Origin of the sequence: Chitinimonas prasina, from assembly GCF_030160395.1 — a bacterium.
Taxonomy (GTDB): domain Bacteria; phylum Pseudomonadota; class Gammaproteobacteria; order Burkholderiales; family Chitinimonadaceae; genus Chitinimonas; species Chitinimonas prasina.
In genome coordinates this window covers 56,127-79,142 of record NZ_BSOG01000003.1, presented here as the reverse complement: position 1 = coordinate 79,142, position 23,016 = coordinate 56,127, and the positions used below count along the sequence as shown (strand labels likewise).

At 62.5% G+C, this 23,016-nt stretch carries 23 protein-coding genes; 10 read left to right on the top strand and 13 right to left on the bottom strand.

Translation table 11 applies throughout. From position 1 onward, the window contains the following. Positions 1 to 57: 57 nt before the first annotated feature. Positions 58 to 801, bottom strand: coding sequence for a CDP-diacylglycerol--serine O-phosphatidyltransferase (pssA, locus tag QQK16_RS13455; protein ID WP_284196998.1), 744 nt, complete (start codon positions 799 to 801; stop codon positions 58 to 60). Between the two features lie 273 nt (positions 802 to 1,074). Between pssA and asd the strand changes: the two genes are divergently transcribed. After that, entirely contained in the window at positions 1,075 to 1,887 is an 813-nt protein-coding gene (asd, locus tag QQK16_RS13450; protein WP_308447034.1) for an archaetidylserine decarboxylase, read from the top strand. A 120-nt stretch (positions 1,888 to 2,007) separates the two neighbouring features. On the opposite strand, the gene groL is transcribed toward asd, so the two are convergent. After that, positions 2,008 to 3,648, bottom strand: a complete 1,641-nt coding sequence (gene groL, locus QQK16_RS13445; protein WP_284196996.1) for a chaperonin GroEL — start codon at positions 3,646 to 3,648, stop codon at positions 2,008 to 2,010. Positions 3,649 to 3,694: 46 nt separating this feature from the next. After that, positions 3,695 to 3,985, bottom strand: coding sequence for a co-chaperone GroES (gene groES, locus QQK16_RS13440; protein ID WP_284196995.1), 291 nt, complete (start codon positions 3,983 to 3,985; stop codon positions 3,695 to 3,697). A gap of 408 nt (positions 3,986 to 4,393) precedes the next feature. Here groES and bioA point away from each other — a divergent pair, with 408 nt between their 5' ends. Further along, positions 4,394 to 5,710: an adenosylmethionine--8-amino-7-oxononanoate transaminase gene (gene bioA, locus QQK16_RS13435; RefSeq protein ID WP_284196994.1), complete on the top strand. Its 1,317-nt coding sequence runs from the start codon at positions 4,394 to 4,396 to the stop codon at positions 5,708 to 5,710. Positions 5,711 to 5,809: 99 nt separating this feature from the next. After that, positions 5,810 to 7,399 (top strand): hypothetical protein, encoded by a 1,590-nt coding sequence (locus QQK16_RS13430; RefSeq protein ID WP_284196993.1) that lies wholly within the window; start codon positions 5,810 to 5,812, stop codon positions 7,397 to 7,399. 49 nt (positions 7,400 to 7,448) lie between these two features. Here QQK16_RS13430 and QQK16_RS13425 read toward each other — a convergent pair whose 3' ends face one another. Beyond that, positions 7,449 to 8,687, bottom strand: a complete 1,239-nt coding sequence (locus tag QQK16_RS13425; RefSeq protein WP_284196992.1) for a YihY family inner membrane protein — start codon at positions 8,685 to 8,687, stop codon at positions 7,449 to 7,451. A gap of 100 nt (positions 8,688 to 8,787) precedes the next feature. Here QQK16_RS13425 and wrbA point away from each other — a divergent pair, with 100 nt between their 5' ends. The 5 genes from wrbA to QQK16_RS13400 are packed head-to-tail and all read left to right on the top strand — an operon-like array spanning position 8,788 to position 12,197. Next, positions 8,788 to 9,387, top strand: coding sequence for an NAD(P)H:quinone oxidoreductase (gene wrbA / locus QQK16_RS13420; RefSeq protein ID WP_284196991.1), 600 nt, complete (start codon positions 8,788 to 8,790; stop codon positions 9,385 to 9,387). Further along, entirely contained in the window at positions 9,384 to 9,734 is a 351-nt protein-coding gene (locus tag QQK16_RS13415; protein ID WP_284196990.1) for a DUF2069 domain-containing protein, read from the top strand. The genes wrbA and QQK16_RS13415 overlap by 4 nt, the downstream gene beginning before the upstream one ends. Further along, on the top strand, positions 9,731 to 10,702 hold the full coding sequence (locus QQK16_RS13410) for a biotin--[acetyl-CoA-carboxylase] ligase (protein ID WP_284196989.1): 972 nt from the start codon (positions 9,731 to 9,733) through the stop codon (positions 10,700 to 10,702). The genes QQK16_RS13415 and QQK16_RS13410 overlap by 4 nt, the downstream gene beginning before the upstream one ends. Next, entirely contained in the window at positions 10,699 to 11,469 is a 771-nt protein-coding gene (locus tag QQK16_RS13405) for a type III pantothenate kinase (protein WP_284196988.1), read from the top strand. Before QQK16_RS13410 ends, QQK16_RS13405 begins: the two co-directional genes overlap by 4 nt. Then, the gene (locus tag QQK16_RS13400) at positions 11,466 to 12,197 is read left to right on the top strand and encodes an SPOR domain-containing protein (protein WP_284196987.1); all 732 of its coding nucleotides are present in this window, start codon (positions 11,466 to 11,468) and stop codon (positions 12,195 to 12,197) included. Before QQK16_RS13405 ends, QQK16_RS13400 begins: the two co-directional genes overlap by 4 nt. Positions 12,198 to 12,233: 36 nt before the next feature. On the opposite strand, the gene QQK16_RS13395 is transcribed toward QQK16_RS13400, so the two are convergent. The 9 genes from QQK16_RS13395 to QQK16_RS13355 all read right to left on the bottom strand — a co-directional run bounded on the left by QQK16_RS13395 (position 12,234) and on the right by QQK16_RS13355 (position 20,915). After that, complete coding sequence (locus tag QQK16_RS13395) at positions 12,234 to 13,430, bottom strand: PQQ-dependent sugar dehydrogenase (RefSeq protein ID WP_308447033.1); 1,197 nt, start codon at positions 13,428 to 13,430, stop codon at positions 12,234 to 12,236. A 72-nt stretch (positions 13,431 to 13,502) separates the two neighbouring features. Then, a complete protein-coding gene (gene trmB / locus QQK16_RS13390) occupies positions 13,503 to 14,180 on the bottom strand; it encodes a tRNA (guanosine(46)-N7)-methyltransferase TrmB (RefSeq protein ID WP_284196986.1) in 678 nt (225 codons plus the stop codon). A 162-nt stretch (positions 14,181 to 14,342) separates the two neighbouring features. After that, positions 14,343 to 15,161, bottom strand: coding sequence for a DUF817 domain-containing protein (locus QQK16_RS13385; protein ID WP_284196985.1), 819 nt, complete (start codon positions 15,159 to 15,161; stop codon positions 14,343 to 14,345). 7 nt (positions 15,162 to 15,168) lie between these two features. Next, on the bottom strand, positions 15,169 to 15,954 hold the full coding sequence (locus QQK16_RS13380; RefSeq protein ID WP_284196984.1) for a thiazole synthase: 786 nt from the start codon (positions 15,952 to 15,954) through the stop codon (positions 15,169 to 15,171). 188 nt (positions 15,955 to 16,142) lie between these two features. Next, positions 16,143 to 16,346, bottom strand: a complete 204-nt coding sequence (thiS, locus tag QQK16_RS13375) for a sulfur carrier protein ThiS (RefSeq protein WP_308447032.1) — start codon at positions 16,344 to 16,346, stop codon at positions 16,143 to 16,145. Positions 16,347 to 16,478: 132 nt separating this feature from the next. Further along, a complete protein-coding gene (locus QQK16_RS13370; protein ID WP_284196983.1) occupies positions 16,479 to 18,653 on the bottom strand; it encodes a RelA/SpoT family protein in 2,175 nt (724 codons plus the stop codon). A gap of 63 nt (positions 18,654 to 18,716) precedes the next feature. Further along, positions 18,717 to 18,926, bottom strand: a complete 210-nt coding sequence (gene rpoZ, locus QQK16_RS13365) for a DNA-directed RNA polymerase subunit omega (RefSeq protein ID WP_284196982.1) — start codon at positions 18,924 to 18,926, stop codon at positions 18,717 to 18,719. A 56-nt stretch (positions 18,927 to 18,982) separates the two neighbouring features. After that, the gene (gene gmk, locus QQK16_RS13360; RefSeq protein ID WP_284196981.1) at positions 18,983 to 19,597 is read right to left on the bottom strand and encodes a guanylate kinase; all 615 of its coding nucleotides are present in this window, start codon (positions 19,595 to 19,597) and stop codon (positions 18,983 to 18,985) included. Between the two features lie 451 nt (positions 19,598 to 20,048). Next, the gene (locus QQK16_RS13355) at positions 20,049 to 20,915 is read right to left on the bottom strand and encodes a YicC/YloC family endoribonuclease (protein ID WP_284196980.1); all 867 of its coding nucleotides are present in this window, start codon (positions 20,913 to 20,915) and stop codon (positions 20,049 to 20,051) included. 203 nt (positions 20,916 to 21,118) lie between these two features. Here QQK16_RS13355 and QQK16_RS13350 point away from each other — a divergent pair, with 203 nt between their 5' ends. Then, positions 21,119 to 22,096 carry a serine/threonine protein kinase gene (locus QQK16_RS13350; RefSeq protein WP_284196979.1) on the top strand — a complete coding sequence of 326 codons (978 nt, stop codon included), beginning with the start codon at positions 21,119 to 21,121 and terminating at the stop codon, positions 22,094 to 22,096. Next, a complete protein-coding gene (locus QQK16_RS13345; RefSeq protein ID WP_284196978.1) occupies positions 22,093 to 23,010 on the top strand; it encodes a PP2C family protein-serine/threonine phosphatase in 918 nt (305 codons plus the stop codon). The genes QQK16_RS13350 and QQK16_RS13345 overlap by 4 nt, the downstream gene beginning before the upstream one ends. Positions 23,011 to 23,016: the final 6 nt, after the last annotated feature.

Here is a 23,016-nt window from a genome sequence, read left to right as displayed (position 1 = left end):
AACGGGCGGCTGTTGGTCGAAGTCATGCTTGGAGAGTAAAAGCCTGCGGCGTCAACGTCAAGCCTTGTTCGCAGGCTTGAGCCGGTTCCACAACGCCAGCACATAGCCGGACAGCGCGTAGACCACGAACAAGGCAAACAAGGCGATAGGCGGGTTGGCTGCAATGGCCACCAGCACGAACAATATCGGCAGCAGCACAAAGAAAGGCACGGTCTTGCGGACGTTGATCTCCTTGAAGCTGTAATAGCGCACATTGCTGACCATGGTCAGCCCGGCAAAGGCGGTCACGGCCAGCGCCCCCCAGCGTATGGCCTCACCAGTCCAGCCGGCCTCCAGCGATATCCAGACAAAACCGGCCACCAGGGCCGCAGCCGTGGGCGAAGGCATGCCCTGAAAGAAGCGTTTATCGGCCACTTCCAGCTGGGTATTGAAGCGCGCCAAGCGCAGGGCGGCCGCCGCACAATAGATGAAAGCGACTATCCACCCCAGCTTGCCAAAGCCGCGCAGCATCCACTCATACGCCACCAGCGCTGGCGCCACGCCAAACGACACCATGTCCGACAGCGAATCGAACTCCGCCCCGAAGGCACTCTGGGTATTGGTCATGCGCGCCACCCGGCCATCCATGCCATCCAGCACCATGGCAACAAAGATGGCCACTGCAGCAGGCTCGAAGCGGTGGTTCATGGCCTGCACGATGGCATAGAAACCAGCGAACAGGGCCGCCAGGGTAAAGCTGTTGGGCAGCAGGTAGATGCTTTGGCGGCGCAGGTTCAAGGGGCGCTTGTCGCTCGGTTGCATAGTGTGGTTTCTCGTTCGACTGCCTGCACTGGGGCCATCGGCCCTGTCGCAGATTCGGGACACGATTCTAGCTGAGCCGCCAGCCCCTGTCTTTGCGGCCTATCGACCAAGCTGGGCGGTAGCCCGGACATCATCGCTTCACGTCTGTCATCCAACCTGGGTAAACCCGGTATTCTGCCGCCGGGCGAAGCAAGCATGCGTTAGAATCTCCCGCTTTCCCCTAACCCGGAATCGATTGTGTCTGATCGGCTGTTTGTTCTAATGCAGTATCTCATGCCCAAACTGGCCATGACCCGCTTGGCCGGCCACCTGGCCAGCCGTCCAGCCGGCCGCTGGATGCGCTGGGAGATGCGCCGTTTTGTGGCGCGCTACAAGGTCAATATGGCCGAAGCCGCCAACCCCGATCTCGACAGCTACAACAGCTTCAACGATTTCTTTACCCGCGCCCTCAAGGAGGGCGCCAGGCCGCTGGCCCAGGCCGACTTGGTCTGCCCGGTGGATGGCGCCATCAGCCAGTTTGGCCGCATCGAGCGCGACCAGATATTCCAGGCCAAAGGCCACCAGTATTCCACCACGGCCCTGGTGGGCGGCGATGCCGCGCTGGCAGCACAGTTCGAGAACGGCAGCTTTGCCACCATCTACCTCAGCCCACGCGACTACCACCGCATCCACATGCCTTGCGACGGGCGTTTGCTGCGCATGATCTACGTGCCGGGCGAGCTGTTTTCGGTCAACCCGGCCACTGCACGTGGCGTACCCGGCCTGTTCGCCCGTAACGAACGGGTGGTCTGCCTTTTTGAATCCGCCAAGGGCCCCTTCGTGCTGACCCTGGTGGGCGCCACCATCGTCGGCAGCATGGCCACCGTCTGGCACGGTGTGGTCAATCCGCCCCGTCGTCCTGCCATCGAGGAATGGGACTACCGCGACCAGCAGATCGTGCTCAAGCAAGGCGAAGAGATGGGCCGCTTCCTGCTGGGCTCCACCGTGGTCATGCTGTTCCCCGGCCCCGCCCTGCCCTTCGCGCCAGACTGGGCGCCTGCCAAGGGCGTACAGCTGGGCGAAAAGATGGCCGACTGGCCGCAATAAACGCACAGCCATACCCGGCACCTAGCGTACTTCCCAGGTGCCAAGCAATAAAAAACCCCTGGGCAGATACCCAGGGGTTTTGCTTTGGCGGCCTTGCCAGCAAGGCCTGCCGCTGCGGGATTACATGTCCATACCGCCCATACCACCCATGCCGCCCATGCCACCACCCATCGGGGCATCTTCCTTCGGCAGCTCAGCCACCATGCAATCGGTGGTCAGCATCAGCGAGGCCACGGAAGCCGCGTGTTGCAGGGCCGAACGGGTCACCTTGGTGGGATCCAGCACGCCCATTTCAACCATGTCGCCGTACTCGCTGGTACCGGCGTTGTAACCGAAGTTACCCTTGCCTTCCAGCACCTTGGCAACCACCACGCTGGGCTCGTCGCCGGCGTTGGCAACGATCTGGCGCAGCGGGGCTTCGATGGCGCGCAGCACGATCTTGATACCGGCATCCTGATCGGCATTGATGCCGCGCAGTTCGGTGATGGCCGAACGGGCACGCAGCAGGGCTACGCCGCCGCCAGGAACAATGCCTTCTTCAACGGCAGCGCGGGTAGCGTGCAGCGCGTCTTCGACACGAGCCTTCTTTTCCTTCATTTCGACTTCGGTCGCAGCACCGACCTTGATCACAGCCACGCCACCGGCCAGCTTGGCCTTGCGCTCTTGCAGCTTCTCGCGGTCGTAGTCGCTGGTGGCTTCTTCGATCTGCTTGTTGATCTGGCCCACGCGAGCCTGGATCAGTTCAGCCTTGCCCACGCCGTCGATGATGGTGGTGTTTTCCTTGCCGATCTCGACGCGCTTGGCTTGGCCCAGGTCGGCCAGCGAGGCCTTCTCCAGGGTCAGGCCCACTTCTTCAGCGATCACGGTGCCGCCGGTCAGGATGGCGATATCTTCCAGCATGGCCTTGCGACGATCGCCAAAGCCAGGAGCCTTCACGGCAACGGTCTTCAGGATGCCACGGATGTTGTTGACCACCAGGGTAGCCAGGGCTTCGCCTTCGACATCTTCGGCAATGATCAGCAGCGGACGGCCGGCCTTGGCCACTTGCTCCAGCACCGGCAGCAGGTCGCGGATGTTGCTGATCTTCTTGTCGAACAGCAGCACAAAGGGGTTGTCCAGCGAAGCGATCTGCTTCTCGGGATTGTTGATGAAGTAAGGGCTCAGGTAGCCGCGGTCGAACTGCATGCCTTCCACGGTGTCCAGCGAGTTTTCCAGGCTAGAGCCGTCTTCAACGGTGATCACGCCTTCCTTGCCGACCTTGTCCATGGCGTTGGCGATGATGTCACCAATGCTGGAATCGGAGTTGGCCGAAATCGAACCGACCTGAGCGATTTCCTTGGAGGTGGTGCAAGGCTTGGAAATGTTCTTCAGCTCGCCGACCAGGGCCGTCACGGCCTTGTCGATACCGCGCTTCAGATCCATCGGGTTCATGCCAGCGGCCACATACTTCATGCCTTCCAGCACGATAGCCTGGGCCAGCACGGTAGCAGTGGTAGTGCCGTCGCCAGCGATGTCGGAGGTCTTGGAAGCCACTTCCTTGACCATCTGCGCGCCCATGTTCTCGAACTTGTCCTTCAGTTCGATCTCCTTGGCCACCGACACACCGTCCTTGGTGATGGTGGGGGCGCCGAACGAGCGCTCCAGCACCACGTTACGGCCCTTGGGGCCCAGGGTCACCTTGACAGCGTCAGCCAGGATGTTGACGCCAACCACCATTTTTGCACGGGCGCTATCGCCGAACTTCACTTCTTTTGCAGCCATTATCTTGCTCTCCGAATTCGTTGAGGGGACTAGCGGTGTGGGGCGATCAAGCCTCGACAACACCCATGATGTCTTCTTCACGCATTACCAGCAGTTCGCTGCCATCGACCTTGACGGTCTGGCCGCTGTACTTGCCGAAGATCACCTTGTCGCCAGCCTTGACTTGCAGGGCACGGACCGAGCCGTTTTCCAGGATCTTGCCGGTACCAACCGACACCACTTCGCCCATATCAGGCTTTTCGGCCGCATTGCCTGGCAGAACGATGCCCGAGGCGGTTTTTTCTTCGGCTTCGACGCGCTTGATCACAACGCGATCGTGCAGGGGACGAATCTTCATGGTTTTCTCCTGTAGGAATACGATTTGCTGAATGCCGTGACAGGCAAAAATCAACAGTTTGATGTTCGCTGCTAGCACTCTAGGCTAACGAGTGCTAATGATATGGGCAGTGTTATCCCATTTCAAGGGCGAGGCTTGCAGATAATTGGTCCGGTACCGCAGATAAGACCGCGCTAATGACGAACGACAGTGCCAGGATGTGAAACTGCGCCCAGCACGACATTAGATGGAAAGCGCTTTACAGGCGCATGACGGCCACCTACCAGAATGCCTCGCCATCGTTGCAGTGCATGGTCCTATGCCGATAAGCTGCGCACGCCGCGCGTGGCCCGAGCCAGAAGCCCGGCCCACCGAGCAGCCACAAACGGGCAGGTGCGCCAACAGCGCACAGGACAGGAGACAAGCAGCATGACCACCCCCAATCAAGACTGGCTGGCCCGTAGCCGCCAGGCCGTATGGCATCCGTGCACCCAGATGAAACGCCACGAAGCCTTGCCCATCGTGCCCGTGGCCAGTGGCGACGGTGCCTGGCTGGTGGATTTCGAAGGACATCGCTTCCTCGATGGCGTCAGCAGTTGGTGGGTCAACCTGTTCGGCCACGCCAACCCCCGCATGAGTGCCGCCATCCTGGACCAGATGAACACGCTGGAACACGTGATACTGGCCGGCTTCACCCAGAAGCCGGTGGTGGAACTGTCCGAGCAGCTGGGCCAGCTGACAGGCCTGGGCCATGCCTTCTATGGCTCTGATGGCGCCAGCGCCACCGAAATCGCGCTGAAGATGAGCTATCACTACTGGCGTAACCTGGGCCAGGAGCGCAAGACCGGCTTTGTCAGCCTGCGCAACAGCTACCACGGCGAGACCCTGGGCGCGCTCAGCGTGACCGATGTCCCGCTGTTCAGCGCCACCTACGCGCCCCTGCTGCGCCAGACCCACCGGGTCATGTCGCCCGACTGGCGCCTGGCCGAGGCCGGTGAAACCGCCGAAGCCTACGCCCTGCGGGCAGCGGCAGACCTGGAGCAATTGTTCCGGCAGCAAGCGGGCGAACTGGCGGCCTTTATTGTCGAGCCCCTATGCCAGGGTGCCGCCGGCATGGCCATGTACCACCCGGCCTATCTGCAGCGTGCACGCGCGCTATGCGACCAGTATGGCGTGCACCTGATCGCCGATGAGATCGCCATGGGCTTTGGCCGCACCGGCACCTTGTTTGCCTGCGAGCAGGCTGGCATACGGCCCGATTTCATCTGCCTGTCCAAAGGCATTACCGGCGGCTACCTGCCGCTGTCGGCGGTACTGACGACCGACGCCATCTATGCCGCCTTCTATCACGACGATGTCAGCCGGGGTTTCCTGCACAGCCACAGCTATACCGGCAATGCCCTGGCCTGCCGCGCCGCGCTGGAGGTGCTAGCCATTTTCCGGGACGACGCCGTACTGGACAGCAACCGCGCCAAAGCCGCCGCTGTTGCAGCCGATTTCGCCCGCCTGGTCAGCCACCCGCGGGTAAGCCATGGCCGCCATCTGGGCATGATCTGGGCCTTTGAAGTCAACGATGCCCGCCCCGGCTTTGCCAGCCGCTTCTTCGAGGCCGCCCTGGCGAGGGGGCTGCTGGTCAGGCCAGTGAATAATTCCGTCTACCTGATGCCGCCCTACGTAGTTACTATCATGGAACTACAGGCCGCGTTTGCGACACTGCAGGCCTTGCTGGACGAGGGCCTGGACTGAACAGGCTGACGTGGCGAAATATCAGGTCGGGGAGCGGCGAGTTCGCATGCTAAGCGAATATCGCCTATATAAAACAACAGCAACTGTTCGTGGAAACACATGTCGCTCGCTCTCAATGTACCGGAACCGATTACCGGTTACTCCATCAGCGTCGAGACCAATCCCAAGGCCGTCAAAGCCTGGCTGGTCTCGCTGCCGCCCGCCAACCTGATGGAGACCACCCGGGCCATCTTTGATGCCTTGACCACGCTCAACCGCATCAAGCTGGACGACGACACCCGACTCAAGCTGATGGAGCACTACCAGCTGGCGTCTGACTTGCTGGATGCGCCGCTGGAAGACGCCTATACCTCGGCCACCGTGCCCGCCAAGGAAAAATTCAAGCAAACCGCCGCGCTGGCGCGCAACCTGCAGCTGGAGCTGGCCAATGGCTACAAGATCATCCTGCTGGGCCGACTTGGCGCCCGCTTCAGCCTGGGCCAAAAACACATCCCCGATGTAATACGCAAGCTGCTGATCACCTACTACAAGCTGATGTGGGTCTGCTGCAAGAGCTATAGCCCCATTCCTACTGGCGTCTGGCAGGAAGTGCACAGCCTGTTCCGCTACGCCATACAGCACAAGCTGATAGACCAGCCAGAAGGTGCCGAGCACCCGACCAAGACCATAGGCGGATATTACAAGCAGATCCTGCTGCTAGCCTTGTCCGACCCCTACCGTTACCACCCGGTGGAGCACGACAAGATACAAGAGCTGATCAAGAGCTACGGCGCAGCCGCCCAGTTCCAGCCACTGGGCAACACCCCCAATCCTGCCGGGTTCTTCCTGGTACGCATGGATGTAGACCAGCCCCCGGCTTTCCTCGGGCAGCGCCCAATGGATGTGGAGGCCAGTAATGCCATCCTGCTCGACACCATGGAGATGGCCAAGCTGCTGCACAAGGCCCTGCATGCGGTGGAGCAGAAACTGCCCGGCGCTAGCGACCGGCCCAAGGCCCAGGCCTGGATAGACCTGCTGCGGCGCGTCACCCGGCAGTGGAGCATCGCCCCAAAGCGGGTGTTCCAGCGCATACGCGCCAACAGTCGCGTCAATATGGTGGGCGGCCTGCGCATGACGGCCTTCTACCTCAATGGCGCCCAGCCGCTGCTACAGCCTGTGGTGCTGGATGACAGCGTAGTGGACGAGCAGGGACCGGTCAGTGTCTCCGGCGCCAACTATGGCCCGGCCGACAGCTGGCTGGTCATCAACGAAAGCCCCGGCGGCTATGCCCTCAAGCTGCAGCCTGCCCCGCAGAACTGCACCTACCGGGTGGGCGATATCGTCGGTCTGCGTGGCGCCCCCGGCGATGACTGGATGCTAGGTTGCGTGCGCTGGTTGCAGACAGTGGAGGAAGGCGAATCGCTGGAGGTCGGCATACAGGTGCTGGCCCCCAAGGGCGAGCCGGCCATGCAGCGCCCCAGCATCACCCATGCCGGCGCCACCTTTCAGCCCTGCGTCCTGCTGCCCGAAGTGCCCGCACTCAAACAGCCGCCGCTGGTCATCGCCCCGCGTGGCACCTTCTCGCCCATGCGCGAGCTGGTGATCTACACCGATGAAGGCGAGCAACTGATACGCGCCGTACGGCTCAACGAGCAGGCGGTAGGCTACGAGTTGTTTGAATATGCCCCCAGTCCAGGGGCAGCGCACTAGTCCGAATCCGTTATAGATTGCCTGAGAGGCTACCGGAAGTGGCCAGACGCTAGTCTTCCGGCGCGGCCTCCCGCCGCAGTTGCCGCGCCATCTCGGCCAGCGAGATATCCAGCGAGTCATCGACCTGGCCAAATCGCTCAGCCAGCATGTCATGCAGGCCATCCACCGCGCGGGGCGGCGCCACCGGCCGGGTTACCAGCAGGTGATAGAGCGCCTGCAGATTGATACGCTCCAACGCCACCGCCAGCAGCCAGCCGCCACTGCGGGTGGCCTGAGTCCAGCCTTTTTCGGCCAGCCTTTCCAGCAATTCATGCAGCTCATCCTGGCCAAGCGAGAGCGAGCGGCGCAGTTGGCCCAGCTGCAGGGTCACGCCGTCGCGACGGGCATCGTCAAGCTTCAACAGCAGGCGCACCGCGTCATAGAGGCGCTGGCCCGGATGCGCCCGTCGACGCCAGGCTTCGCCATGCCAGTAAGACAGACAGGCGCTCAATACGGCACCGGCCAGCACAATGACCCAGATCAAATACAGCCACAGCAGGAAGATAGGCAGGCTGGCAAAGGCGCCGTACACCAGCTTGTAGGAGGCGAAATTGCGCACATACAGCCCGAACAGCCCCTTCATCAGCCCCAGCGCCACCGTGGTGAACAGGGCGGCTATCCAGGCGTGGCTGGGTGGCACCGGGCAATTGGGCACCACCCGGTAGAGCAAGCCAAAGCCGGCCAGCGCCATCAGAAAACCGCTGCCGTTCAGTATGGCGGTCAGCGCACCGCTGCCAGCCTTGTCCGCCACCCAGTCGGTCATGGTCAGGCCTATGCCCAGCAGCAGGGGCCCCAGCGTCAGCACTCCCCAATAGGTCAGGGTCTTGACCATCCAGGGGCGCGAGCGCCGTATCCGCCAGATACGGTTGAAGGTGCGGTCCATGGTGGCCATCATGGCCAATGCTGTCAGCGCCAGGGTGGCCATACCCACCAAGGTGAGCTTGCCGGTGTTTTCGGTGAACTGCCGCATGTAGACCGAGATCACCTTGCCGGCCGAATCCGGTACCAGGTTCTTGATCAGGAACAGCTTGACCTCCTGAGTCAGGCTGTCTGCCATAGGAAAGGCCGACACCACCATCAGGGCGATGGTCAGGAAGGGCACCAAGGCCAGCATGGTGGTAAAGGTAAGGCTACCGGCCGCCTCCAGGCAGCGGTCATCACGCAGGCGGCGGAATACGAACAGCGCAAAATCCAGCGGCGCAGGCAGCTTGCTGATGACATTACGGCGATAGTCGGACAGTCTCAACATCGGTCAGTGAGGCTTTACGGGGAATGCCGCGACTATCCACGAAATACGCGGCGCGGCAAAGGCCTATAATCCCGCTTTTGCTGACTCCACCCTTGCGTACATGGCCGACATCCTGGTTCTCTATTACTCGCGCCACGGCGCCACCCGGCAACTGGCGCAACTAATCGCCCGCGGCATCGAATCGGTACCAGGTTGCCATGCCAGACTGCGTACCGTGCCCGCCGTCTCCAGCGTGGCCGAGGCCACCGCCCCCGCCATTCCCGACAGCGGCGCACCCTATGTGGAGCTGAGCGACCTGCAGGAATGCCAGGGCTTGGCGCTGGGCAGCCCTACCCGTTTTGGCAATATGGCTGCGCCGCTCAAGTATTTTCTCGATGGCACCAGTGCCGACTGGCTGGCGGGTACGCTGGCCGGCAAACCTGCCTGTGTATTCACCTCCACCAGCAGCCCCCACGGTGGCAATGAGGCCACCCTGCTGACCATGATGCTGCCCTTGCTGCACCATGGCATGACGGTGCTGGGCCTGCCCTACAGCGAACCCGGCCTGACCCTGACTCAGGGCGGCGGCACCCCCTACGGCGCCAGCCATGTGGCCGGCCACGACGGCCGCCGCGCGGTGGATGAACACGAGAAGGCCTTGGCCATGGCACTGGGCAAACGCTTGGCCGAGGCCAGCCTCAAACTGGCGAGACCGCTATGAATCCCTGGATACGCCTGAGCCGTAATGGCACCCTGGCCGGCATGCTGGCCCTGTTCATCCTGTGCATCGTGTGGGAGGCCTGGCTGGCGCCGCTACGCCCAGGCTCGCTGCTGTGGATCAAGGCCCTGCCCCTGCTGCTCCCCCTGCCGGGCGTGCTGCGGGGCAAGCGCTACACCTACCAGTGGCTGAGCATGTATGTCCTGGCCTGGTTTATCGAAGGGGTAATGCGCAGTTGGGGTGACCGCGGCACCATGCAATACCTGGCCCTGGTTGAGACCTTCCTCAGTGTCTGGGTATTCTGTTGTACCGTGGTATATGCCCGATTGACCCGCCCCGCACCGCAATGAACCCCTACCCGCTGCTACGCCTGTTGTCCGCCGATCAGTTCCGCCCCGGCCCCGAGTTGGCCGAAGCATTGGGCGTCTCGCGCGCCAGCATTTCACTGGCGCTGAAATCGGTGGCCGACTTAGGTGTCACCGTGCATACGGCCAAAAGCCGTGGCTACCGGCTGGACAAGCCCATAGACTGGCTGGATGAGCGCAAGGTGGCGGAGCATCTGGGCACCCAGGCGCGCTATTTCGATCTGCGATTGTTCGATGAGATCGACTCCACTAACACCGCCCTGATGCAGCAAGCCGGCCAAGGTGCGCCGGCCGGTCTGGTATTTGCCGCCGAGCACCAGACAGCCGGGCGCGGGCGGCGTGGTCGACGCTGGCAGGGCGAGCTAGGTGACGCCCTGATGTTCTCGCTGCTATGGCGCTTCAACCTGGGCGTGGCCGACCTGTCCGGCCTTAGCCTGGCCGTGGGCCTGGCCGTTGCCCGTGCACTGGAAGGGCTGGGCCTCAGCGCCGCACGGCTCAAGTGGCCCAACGATATCGTGACCGAGCAAGGCGCCAAACTGGGTGGCATCTTGATCGAACTGGCCGGGGAGGCACACGGCCCATCCACGGTAGTGATAGGCATAGGGCTCAACCTGCGGCTGTCCGATACGGTAAGGGGCAGTGTCGAACAGGCCGCCGAATCGCTGGCCATGCTGGGCTATGGCGGCGACCGCAACCGCCTGCTGGCAGCCCTGCTAGCCGAACTGGCTGTACTGCTGCCCCAGTTCGAACAGGGTGGTTTTCTGCCCTTGCTGCCGCAATGGGAGGCCCGCCACGCCATGCAGGGGGCACCGGCCCGCCTGCTGCTGCCCAATGGCGACAGCGTCGCTGGCACGGCGCTGGGCGTAGCCCCCGATGGCGCCCTGCGCTTTGCCACCGCCGAGGGCGAGCGCCGCGTCCATGCCGGCGAAATTAGCCTGCGGGGGGCGGCATGAGCGGCCCGGTGCTGTTGCTTGATGCCGGCAACAGCCGGCTGAAATGGGCGCTGCTGGCGCCCCACGCCCCCTTGAACTACCTGGTTGAGGGCAGCCTGGCATACGATCAGCTGGCGCAACTGCCATTGGCCTTGGCCTATCACCCTGCGGTCAGCCACATACTGGGCTGCAATGTGGCCGGGCCGGCCATCGCCGAGCAACTGGCCGCCTGCCTTGCGTCGCCCATCAACTGGCTGAAACCCACCGCAAGTCGGGCCGGCCTCAGCAATCGCTACCGCGAACCAGCCCAGCTGGGGGCGGACCGCTGGGCGGCCATGCTGGGCGCCCGTAGCCTGGGCGCCAGCGATGCCATCGTGGTCATGGCAGGCACCGCCATGACGGTGGACGCCCTGACGGCGGAAGGGGTATTCCTGGGCGGACTGATCGTGCCCGGCTACCGGCTGATGCGCCAGTCCCTGGCACAAGGCACAGCCGACCTGGGCCTGCCCGATGGCAGTACGGTGGATTTTCCCCAAGCCACCGGCGAAGCCATCGTCAATGGCGCGCTGCTGGCCCTGACTGGCGCCATCATGCAGATGCACGGCCGGCTGGAACAGCACACCGGCCATGGCGCCCAGGTGTGGCTTTCGGGGGGCGATGCCAGCCTGTTGGCGCCCTTGTTGACGCCAATGCTGGCAACACGCCTGTCTGCCGTTGATAATCTGGTCCTGCGCGGCCTGGCCAAGTTGGCCAGCGATGCCTCGCCCAACTGGAATCCTGTCCCATGAAATGGCTGTTCTTCCTGTTACTGCTCGCCAATCTGCTGTTCTTCGGCTATACCCGGCTGGCAGAGCCGCAGCCGCCGCTCGACTGGCGTAACCGCGAAGTCAATGCCGCCAAGTTGCGCATCGCCGAAGTCCTGCCCGCCAGCCCCAGCGCAACCCCACCGGTAGACGCCGCGGCCGGGCCAGCAGCCGACAGTCCGGTGGCGGGCTCCGATACCCTCGAGGCGCAGGCGCCCGTGGCCGCCGAAGTCGCTGCTGGAGGCAAGGCCTGCTTTGCCTGGCGAGGCATACTCACCGAAGACCTGCCCAATGTCAGAAAGAGCGTGGCCGCCCTCAAGCTGGGAGGCGAGACCAAGCTGGAAAGCAGTGGCGGCGAAGGTCCTGTGCGTTACTGGGTACTGATACCGCCACGCGGCACCACTGCCGACGCGCAAAAGAAAGCCGACGAACTGAAGACGCTGGGCGTGACCGATTTCTTCATCATCAACGACGACAAGCGCTACCTGAACGCCGTATCGCTGGGCCTGTTCTCGACCAAGGAAGCCGCTGAACGCCGGCTGGACAGCCTGCGCCAGCAGGGGGTGCGTACCGCAATGCTGCGCGAACGCCGCGAAGGCGCACCTGTCAGCAACACCCTGCTGCTCAAGCAGGTCCCCAGCTCGGCCAAGACCCAGTTGAATCAGGCAGCGAAGGGCTTCCGCGGCAGCACCATCACCAGCATAGGCTGCTGATCCCCCAGAGGCCGGCGCCATCGGCACCGGCCTGTATCACTGCAGCTCCAGCCGCAGCACCTCGCCATCGGCGGCATCGGTCAGCAGATAGACCCAACCGTCGGGCCCCTGCCTTACGTCCCGCACCCGCCGCCCCAGATCCATCAGCAGCTTCTCCTCGGCCACCACCCGCTCGCCGTCCAGGCTGAGCCGTGCCACATGCTGGCCGCGCAAGGCGCCCACCAGCAAGCTGCCGCGCCAGCCTGGATAGCGGTTGCCGGTATAGAAGGCCATGCCGGAAGGCGCAATGGACGGATCCCAGTAATACTGCGGCTGCTCCATGCCTTCCTTGGCCATCCCCTCGCCTATCTTGCCGCCGCCATAGTTGCGGCCATAGGTGATGACGGGCCAACCGTAGTTGCGCCCCGCCTTGGGGGTATTGATCTCATCGCCCCCCTGGGCACCGTGCTCGGCCGTCCATAACTGGCCGGTTTGCGGGTGGATGGCCGCCCCCTGCACATTGCGGTGGCCCAGCGACCATAACTCAGGCTGATAGCCCGGCCGGCCGACAAAGGGATTATCCGCCGGCACGCGGCCGTCGTCATGCAACCGTACCACCTTGCCCAGATGCTCCATGGGGTTCTGGGCGCGATCACGTTGAAAGCGCTCGCCCATGGCCAGGAAGAAACGCCCGTCGTGTGCAAAGGCCAGGCGTGCGCCAAAATGATTGCCGCCAGCCACCTTGGGCTGCTGGCGGAACAGTACCTGCACACCCAGCAGTTGCTCCCCCACCAGCTTGCCGCGCGCCACGGCGGTGCCGGCCAGATTGGCCTGCTGGGGGTCGGGCTCGGCGTAGACAAGGTAAACCCATTGATTGGTGGCAAAGGCCGGATGCAGCACCACATCAAGCAGACCGCCCTGGCCGCTGGCAAACACGGCTGGCACGCCTTTCAGCGGTGCCGATACGGCGCCATCCCTGGCCACCAGGCGCAGCCTGCCTGGCCGCTCGCTCACCAGCATGCGGCCATCGGGCAAGAAGGCCAGGCCCCATGGATGCTCCAGCCCACGCGCCACCGTCACCGCCTGTAGTTTTGGGGCGACCTGCATAGGTGCCGCCTGCATAGGGGCGACCGGCATAGGGGTGGCTTGTATAGGAGCCACCGGCACAGGCACGGCCGCCGTGGGTGCCTCCGCACCTTGGCAGGCCACCAGGGACAGCAGGCTGGTGATGATCAAGGCATTTCTGGCAGACAAGGTTGCGTGCTCCGTCAATAAGGCGCCATGCATAGCGCCACACCCCACGCCATCCTCACCCGCCAGGGGGAGCTAGCGCTTCACGAACATCAGATCCCACACCCCATGACCCAGGTTCAGGCCACGCTGCTCGAACTTGGTCAGCGGACGCCATTCCGGCCTTGGCGCATAGCCTTCTGCCGTATTGCGCAAGGCCGGATGAGCGCTCAGCACGTCCAGCATCTGTACGGCGTAGTCCTCCCAGTCCGTCGCCATATGCACATAGGCGCCCGGCTTGAGCCGGCTGACTATGCGATCCAGGAACTCGGGCTGCACCAGCCGGCGCTTCTGCTGCCGCTTCTTGGGCCATGGGTCGGGGAAATACAGATGGAAGCCATCCAGGCTCTCCAGAGGCAGCATGTGCTCCACTACCTCGACAGCGTCATGCCGTACCACGCGAATATTGCTCAGCTGCTTTTCGCTGATCAGCTTGAGCATATTGCCCACCCCAGGGCCATGCACCTCGATGCCCAGGAAATCGGTATCGGGCCGCGTCTGGGCGATTTCCGCCGTTGCACCGCCCATGCCAAAACCGATTTCCAGCACCTTGGGCGCCTCCCTGCCAAAGGTCTGGGTCAGATCCAGCAGTTCATGCCGGTACTCCACCCCCCATTGCGGCATGCCCTCTTCCATGGCGCGTGTCTGCGCCTCGGAGAAATGCCCCTGGCGCAGTACGAAACTGCGGATATGGCGATGATGCGGATTGTCCAAGATGGGGCCTTTCTACTGCGAAATCAGGTTGGAACGAGTGTTCTGGGGCTGGCCGCTTGTTAAAGCAGCTAGCAAAACCCAGCGTAGCGTTTCTGGCTAGGCGCGCGCAGCTGACAGTAAGTGGGTACGGCAAGTTCGCACAACAACGCCAGAAGGGTTTTGTTAGCCGCTCTTTGCGCGCCTGGCCTTCAAGTGTTTGAGGTCGGCAATGACAATAAAGCTCAGTATCACCAGCAGCCCCCAAGAACTGATTTTACCCCAGTGCACCAGCGTCCAGCCGGCGGCTTGCTCTGGGTACTGCCAGGCCCGAAAAAACGTGGCGATGTTCTCGGCCAGCCAGACGAAGAAACCGATCAGCACAAAGGCAATCGGCATGGGCATCCAGCGCGGTGTTGCCAGCGGATGGAAGTACACCCGGGTGCGCGCAAAGACCAGCACGGTGGCGCCAATCAGGAGCCAGCGCAGATCGGGCAGGAAGTGATGGGTAAAAAAGTTCAGATAGATGGCGCCACATAGGGGCAGGCTAAGCCAGTAGCTGGGGTAACCCGTCAGCCGCAAGTCCATGATGCGCCAGGCCTGCGCCATATAGCTGGCCACAGCGGCGTACATGAAGCCACTATAGAGCGGCACACCCAGCACCTTGCTGTAGGCGAACTCCGGGTAATGCCACGAGCCTATGGCCGGATGCGTCTTGAACACCTCCAGTGCAAAGCCCAGCAGATGGAACAGGCTGATGGTCTTGACCTCATCCCAGCTCTCCAGCCGGGTAGCGATCAGCAAGCCCTGAATCAGCAACGCCGCCAGCAAGATGAAGTCGTAACGCGGCAATGGCCCCAGCGGCAGCTTGGTGGACAGGGCCAGCACCACAAAGAACGAGCCGGCAAATATGCAGGCCCGCGCCTCTTTCAGGCCAAACCACCAGAACTCGCGGCAAAACCGGGCGAAACCGCCCGGTGCAGGTAGTGCAGCAACCTGACTCAAGCTCGCCTCAGCCTATCATGCCGGTGGTGGGCGAGCTGGGGCTGGCCGAGTACAGCTTGCGCGGCATGCGCCCCGCCAGGAAGGCCTCGCGGCCGGCTTCCACGCCCTTGCGCATGGCGCTGGCCATCAGTACCGGTTGCTGTGCCGCCGCAATGGCGGTGTTCATCAGCACGCCGTCGCAACCCAGTTCCATGGCGATGGCGGCATCCGATGCCGTGCCCACGCCGGCATCGACGATCACCGGCACACGCGCCTGCTCGATGATCAGCTTGAGGTTCCAGGGGTTCAGTATGCCCATGCCCGAGCCTATCAGGCTGGCCAGCGGCATGATGGCGCAACAGCCTATCTCCTCCAGCTGCTTGGCGATGATGGGATCGTCCGAGGTGTAGACCATCACATCAAAGCCATCCTTCACCAGGGTTTCGGCCGCACGCAAGGTCTCCACCACATTGGGGTAGAGGCTGTGGGCGTCGCCCAGCACTTCCAGCTTCACCAGCTTATGTCCATCCAGCAGCTCGCGGGCCAGCCGCAGGGTACGTACTGCATCGTCGGCGCTGTAGCAGCCGGCCGTATTGGGCAGGTAGGTGAACTGGCTGGGTGGCAGGTAATCGAGCAGGCTGGGCGCCTGGGCATCCTGGCCGATATTGACCCGACGGATGGCGACGGTCACGATCTCCGCGCCCGAGGCATCAATGGCCGCGCGGGTCTCGGTGAAGTCCTTGTACTTGCCGGTACCCACCAGCAGGCGGGAGCCATAGACGCGGTCGGCAATCTGGAATGGAGCATCTTGCATGGGCTTGGTTATCCGTACGTATAGGGCAGCCGGGAGCAGGCACTCCATCAGGCGCACCCTGGGGTCTTTGCCAGACTGGGCGCAGAGGGCCCAGCCATGCTTCTGATAAAGGTATCGCGCCGGGCTGCCAGGCAGTCGGCCAGGTGGTGTTCCAGGTCTATGGTGGCAAACCGCAGCGGCCGATGCACTCAGCCGCCCCCTACTGCCACCACGATCTCCAGCCTGTCGCCGGCCAGCAGCAGCGTCTCACCATGCAGGCGCTTGGGCACGATTTCGCCGTTGCGCTCAATGGCAATACGGTGCCCCGTATGGCCCAGCCTGTCCACCAACTGGGCCAGATTGAGATCAGGATCGAACTGGCGGGTTTCGCCGTTGAGGGTGATGGTAATCACGGTAAGGGGTGCGCAGAGCCGGTCAAGGCCTTGATTCTAGCATTGCCCGGCCCATCGTCAGGATGGCTAAGCACCTGTTCGATATCTTTTCGCCAGCGTGCCGGCGCGAGGCGAAAAGACCTTGAACAGGCGCTAAGACTTCAGCCTGTGTATCCGCACCACGCTCTCCAACTGGCGCAGGGTCTGCATCACTCTGGCCAGGTGCTGGCGGTTTTCCACCTGTACGGTAAAGCTGATCTCGGTGTAACGATCGCCCTCGTGATCACTGTCCATGCGCACATTCTCGATATTGGCCGCCGCCTCCGAGATGGCGGCGGCAATCTGCGCCAGCACCCCACGCTCGTGCATGGCCAGTATCTTGATCTGCACATCAAACAGCTTGCCGGCGGGAACATCCCACTCCACCTCCAGCATCTTCTCCGGGTCCACCTTGCCATGCCTGCCCACGACCTGTGGGCAGTCATGGGTATGAATGACCAGCCCCTGCCCCTGCTTGATCAAGCCGATGATAGGGTCGCCCGGTATGGGATTGCAGCAGCGGGAGAACTGCACTGCCACCCCCTCGGTACCGCGTATCAGGATAGGCCCACTCTTGGCCTCGCCTTCGGTCAGCAAGCCAGCCAGCGTCAAGAGTCGCTGCGCCACCACCACGCCAATACGCTTGCCCAGGCCGATGTCGGACAGTATCTCGTCACGCCGTGACGGAGCGTTTTCCTTGAGGTAGCGCTCCCAGGACTCAGGTGGCAACTCCACGCTCTGGTTCATCAAGGCCCGGGCGGCCTGGCTCAGCATGCGCTCACCCAGCTGCACCGATTCCTCATAACGCATGGTCTTGAGGAAATGCCGGATATGCGAGCGCGCCTTGCCCGTCACCACAAAGTTGAGCCAGTTGGGATTGGGCCGGGCCGTGGTGGCCGTAATGATCTCTACCTGGTCGCCGGTCTTGATGGCGGTGCGCAGGGGCATCAGGTCGTAGTTGATGCGGGCGGCAATGCAGCGATTGCCAATGTCGGAGTGCACCGCATAGGCAAAATCCACCGCCGTGGACCCTTGCGGCAGGGTCAGTATCTTGCCCTTGGGGGTAAAGACATACACCTCGCCAGGGAACAGATCGACCTTGATATGCTCGAGGAATTCAACCGAATCCCCCGACATGGATTGGATCTCCAGCAGGCTTTGCAGCCACTGGTGGGTTTTCTGCTGCACATCGCTAACGCCGTCGTCGCCGGATTTGTACATCCAGTGCGACGCCACGCCGGCCTGCGCCACCTTGTGCATGTCGTGGGTGCGTATCTGCACCTCGATGGGCGTGCCATAGGGGCCGGACAGCGCCGTATGCAGGCTCTGGTAGCCATTGGGCTTGGGGATGGCGATATAGTCCTTGAACGTACCAGGGCGGGGCTTGTAGAGGCCGTGCAGGGCCCCCAGCACCAGGTAGCAGGTCGAAACATCGCGGACAATGACACGGAAGCCGTAGATATCCAGCACCTCGGAGAAGCTCAGGTGCTTCTCCTGCATCTTGCGATAGATGCTGGCCAGGTGCTTTTCGCGGCCATACACGGTGGCCTCTATCCTGGCGTCTTCCAATTTTTGCTTGATGGCGTCCTGTATCTTGTTCACCACCTCGCGCCGATTGCCCCGCGCCGCCTTCAATGCCTTGCCCAGCACCTCGTAGCGCATGGGGTGCAGGTAGCGGAAACTCCAGTCCTCCAGCTCCTGATAGATGGCATGCAGGCCGATGCGGTTGGCGATGGGGGCGTAGATTTCCAGCGTCTCGGCGGCAATCCGCTTTTGCTTGTCCTCGCGCATGGCATCCAGCGTGCGCATATTGTGCAAGCGGTCAGCCAGCTTCACCAGAATGACCCGTACATCGCGGGCCATGGCCATCAGCATCTTGCGGAAGTTCTCCGCCTGCGCCTCTTCCTTGCTCTGGAACTCCAGCTTTTCCAGCTTGGACAAGCCATCCACCAGCTCGGCGATAGGCTTGCCGAAGCGATCGGTCAGCTCCAGCTTGGTAACCCCGGTATCCTCCATGGTGTCATGCAGGAAGGCGGCCATCAGCGCCTGCGCATCCAGGTGATGATCGGCCAGGATATCGGCCACCGCCAACGGGTGGGTGATATAGGGCTCGCCGCTCTTGCGGAACTGGGTCTTGTGGCACTCGGCGCTGAACAGGAAAGCCGTGCGCAGCAACGGCAGATCCTCGGGCTTCAGATAGCCCGATACCTTGGCGAACAGAACGTTCGCATCCCTCGCCACCAGTGCGGCGTACTCCTCGGGGACAGGGATGTCTTCGGCTATCAGCATGATGTAGGGTAGCTAGAGGGACAAAAAGCGGGCATAGCCCGCTTTTGTCCTGCCCTGCAGCGCTTAGCTACGCGCCCGGTGCAGTATCTCGATACCGATCTTGCCCGCAGCCAGCTCACGCAGGGCCAGCACGGTGGGTTTGTCGCGACCCACCTGATCGACCAGCGGCGTGGAGCCATTGGCCAACTGGCGAGCGCGGTAGGCGGCCGTCAGGGTCAGGTCGAAACGGTTGGGGATACGGTCGAGGCAGTCTTCTACGGTAATACGGGCCATGGTCATTTACTCCGGTAAAACGGCCGGCATGGCGGCCGGCACGGGTTCTGTGATGCTCAGCCCTGCAGGCTGGCAATAAGGGACTGGTGCCGTTCGCTCTGGGCTGCCACCTTGCAGCGCTCAGCGCGGACGATACCGATGATGTCACGCACGGCCTGATCGATATGCTCGTTGACGATCACATAATCAAACTCGGCCAGGCGGGCGATCTCTTCGCGGGCGTTGGCCAGGCGGCGAACAATGGCGTCTTCGCTATCGGTGCCCCGATTGCGCAAGCGCTGCTCCAGCACCTCGGCGCTGGGCGGCAGAATAAAGATGCCTATCTCGTCGCCAAAAATCTTGCGCACCTGCTGGGCGCCCTGCACGTCTATCTCCAGCAGAATGTCCTGGCCCGCCGCCATCGCGTCGGTAATCCACTTCTGCGATGTGCCATAGAGATTGCCATGGACCTCGGCATGCTCCAGAAACTCGCCACGGCTTACCATGGCGAGAAACTCCTCGCGGCTGACGAAATGGTAGTCGCGACCATCCTGCTCACCATCGCGCGGCGCGCGGCTGGTAAAGGAAACAGACAGTTGCACCCTGGCATCTGCGGCCAACAGCCCCCGCACCAAGGTGGCCTTGCCGGCACCCGAAGGCCCAGCCACGACGAAAAGCTTGCCTTTGCTCATAGCACTATCTCATTGATTCAAACGGCCTCGCGCCAGCGTAACACAAACCACCCCTCGCCCGCATGCACAGTGGGCAGTATAGCCCCCAACCGCCTCGCGTCACGCGCAGGTTCCACCCAGGCAAAATGCCAGGTTCAAGCCTCTCCCCTGCGGCAGCAGGGGGCGGGGGGATGGGCTAAATCAGGGGAATAGTGATGATGGCCCAGCCGCTGCCACTTTCGATCCAAGCCTGGGCTCTGCCCAGGCCTGCCACGATCGCCATCACCCACCCCATTCAACCCAGATGACGCCCACGAGCGCCAGCGAGGCTCCCCCTGCGGCGGCAGGGGGCGGGGGGGGAATGGGCTAGATCAGGGGAATAGTGATGATGGCCCAGCCGCTGCCACTTTCAATCCAAGCCTGGGCTCCGCCCGGGCCTGCCGCGATCGCCATCACCCAAACCGCCTGGCCATCATTCAATATTCTGCACCTGCTCCCGCATCTGCTCGATCAGCACCTTCAACTCCAGCGAGGCCTGCGAGGTCTCTACCGCCACCGACTTGGAGCCCAGGGTATTGGCCTCGCGATGCAGTTCCTGCATCAGGAAGTCCAGGCGCTTGCCGACCGCCCCACCGGTCTTGAGGATGCGGCGCAGCTCAACGATATGGGTACTGAGGCGGGTCAGCTCTTCCGCCACGTCAATCTTCTGGGCGAACAAGGCCACTTCCTGGCGCACCCGGTCATCGTCGGCACTACCCAGTGCCTCGACCAGCCGCAGCTTCAACTTCTCATCATAGGCGGCCACGATGGTAGGCAGGCGTGGCTGCACCTCGGTGACGATGGCCTCGATCTTGGCAATGCGCTCCAGCATGGAATCCGCCAGCTTGGCGCCTTCGCGGCCACGGGTGGCGGCGAAATCGGCCAGCGCGATATCCAGCAGCTCCAGCGCGGTCTGCTGCATGGCCTCCGGCGTCACCGAATCGGTTGCCAGCACACCAGGCCAACGCAGCAGCTCACCCATCTTCAGGTCACCTGCCTGGGGGGCGATATCACGTGCCTGTTGCGATAGCGCCACCAATTGCGCCAGCAGCCCGGTATTCAGTTGCAGCCGCGGCTGGGTCTCGGCGCGGGCCGAGAAACCGACGCGGCAATCCAGCTTGCCACGCGACACCTTGCCGGCCAGCTTCTCCCGCAACTGGTTCTCGATCAGCCGCAGCTCTTCAGGCAGGCGCAGGTTGAGGTCGAGAAAACGGTGGTTCACCGCCCGCAATTCCACGCTCAACAGGCCACCGGCCAACTCTCGGGTAGCGACGGCGTAGCCAGTCATGCTCAGTATCATGGGGTCTCCGGAATGCTATGGATAAGACGGTTTGATGCAGGACAAAGCAGGCTAAGCTGCAATGCGCTTTGACATTGTGACGGCCCAAAACCACAATTGACACAACAACTCACATGTCATTTCATTGCCGTACTGGCAATATGGCGGGCACCGGCCCAAAAAACAGGCCGCCAATCTTACCACACGCGCCAAGACGCCTATCGATGCCACCACCCAGTAACTTCCCGCTAGCGCGCGGCTACCAGCTGCTCAATTACACCATCGTCAAGCAATTGTCGGCTGGCGGGTTCTCTATCGTCTATCTCGCGCACGACGATACCGACCAGCCGGTGGCCATCAAGGAATACCTGCCCAACGCGCTCGCCCTGCGCAGCGAGGGGGAGCGGGTGATGGCCACCTCGGCCGACAACCTGGCGCTGTTCCGGCACGGCATGAAGTGCTTTTTCGAGGAAGGCAAGACCCTGGCGCAGATACGCCACCCCAATATCGTCAAGGTGGTGAATTTCTTCCGCGCCAACGAGACCGTGTACATGGTCATGGAATACGAGCGGGGCAGGACGCTGCAGAAGGAAATCCAGCTGACCGAAGGCGGCGTGAAGGAAAACATGATCCTCTACGTCTTCGCCCACCTGCTCAACGGCTTGCGCGAGGTGCACCTGCACAAGATGCTGCACCTCGATATCAAGCCGGCGAACATCTACATACGGCGCGACGGCAGCCCGGTGCTGCTGGACTTCGGTTCTGCCCGCGAGGCACTGAACCAGTCGGCGCTGAGCAAGTTCACTCCCATGTACACCCCAGGATTTGCCTCGCCCGAGCAATATGCCGATCGCGAGAAGCTGGGGCCCTGGAGTGACATCTATAGCGTGGGGGCCAGCATATTTGCCTGCATGAGCGGACTGGCGCCGCAGGCGGCCGACCAGCGGGCCAAGGAAGACAAATACCAGTCGGTCAAGAAAATGTGGGCTGGCCGTTATTCGGCCAGCTTGTTGGAACTGGTTGACTGGTGCCTGGAACTGGACCCGTTGGCCCGTCCGCAAAGCGTACGCGACGTACAAAAAGCCTTGGTTGAAACGGCCAGTGAGCCGCAACCAAAACCAGGCAAGGGCCTGCTGGCCGGCCTGAAAGGCAACCTGGCGCGGTTGACCCGCCTAGGCAGCAGCAAAGGAGAACAAAAATGAAATTCACGATATTCCAGGAAACCCGCCGGGGGGCGCGCCAGTACAACCAGGACCGCATGTGCTATTCCTACAGCCGCGATTCGCTGCTGATGGTGGTAGCCGACGGCATGGGCGGTCATTTGCATGGCGAAGTGGCAGCGCAGATCACGGTCGAACTGATGGCCGAGCTGTTCCAGAAGAAAGCCAAGCCCACCATCCAGAACCCACACCAGTTCATTGCAGATGGCTGCATGAAGTGCCATGACGCCATCTTCAACTATGCTGCCAACCACAGCCTGCTGGAGACGCCCCGCACCACCGTGGTGGCCGCCATCATCCAGGATGGCATGCTGTACTGGGCCCATGTGGGTGACTCCCGCCTATACCTGATACGCAACAGCCAGGTCGCCGCCCGCACGCGCGATCACTCCAAGGTACAGCAGATGGTGGACATGGGCCGTATCACGGCCGAGGAAGCCGAACGCCACCCGGAGAAGAACAAGATCTACAACTGCCTGGGCTCGATGTTCCCGCCCGAGGTGGAGATCGGAGGCAAGGTGCCACTGGTCGACGGCGACACCGTGCTGCTTTGCACCGACGGCCTGTGGGGCTGCGTCACCCAGGGCGAGCTGGAGCAGATGATGACCGGCTACCCGGTGCTCTACGCCCTGCCCCAGTTGCTGGACCGGGCCGAGGCCCGTGGCGGCATACATGGAGACAACCTGACCGGTGTTGCCATCAACTGGCACGAAGAGGATGACCACGCCACGGCCGACAGCCTGTCGACCAAGAAGCTGTCCGATGGCGAAGTGACCACACGGCTCAATACCCTGGCATCCGACAAGGCCTTGAAGGAAAACAAGGAAGTCACCGAGGCCGACATCGAAGCCGCCATCAACGAAATACAGGCCGCCATCAACAAGTACTCCCGCTAGGGCAGA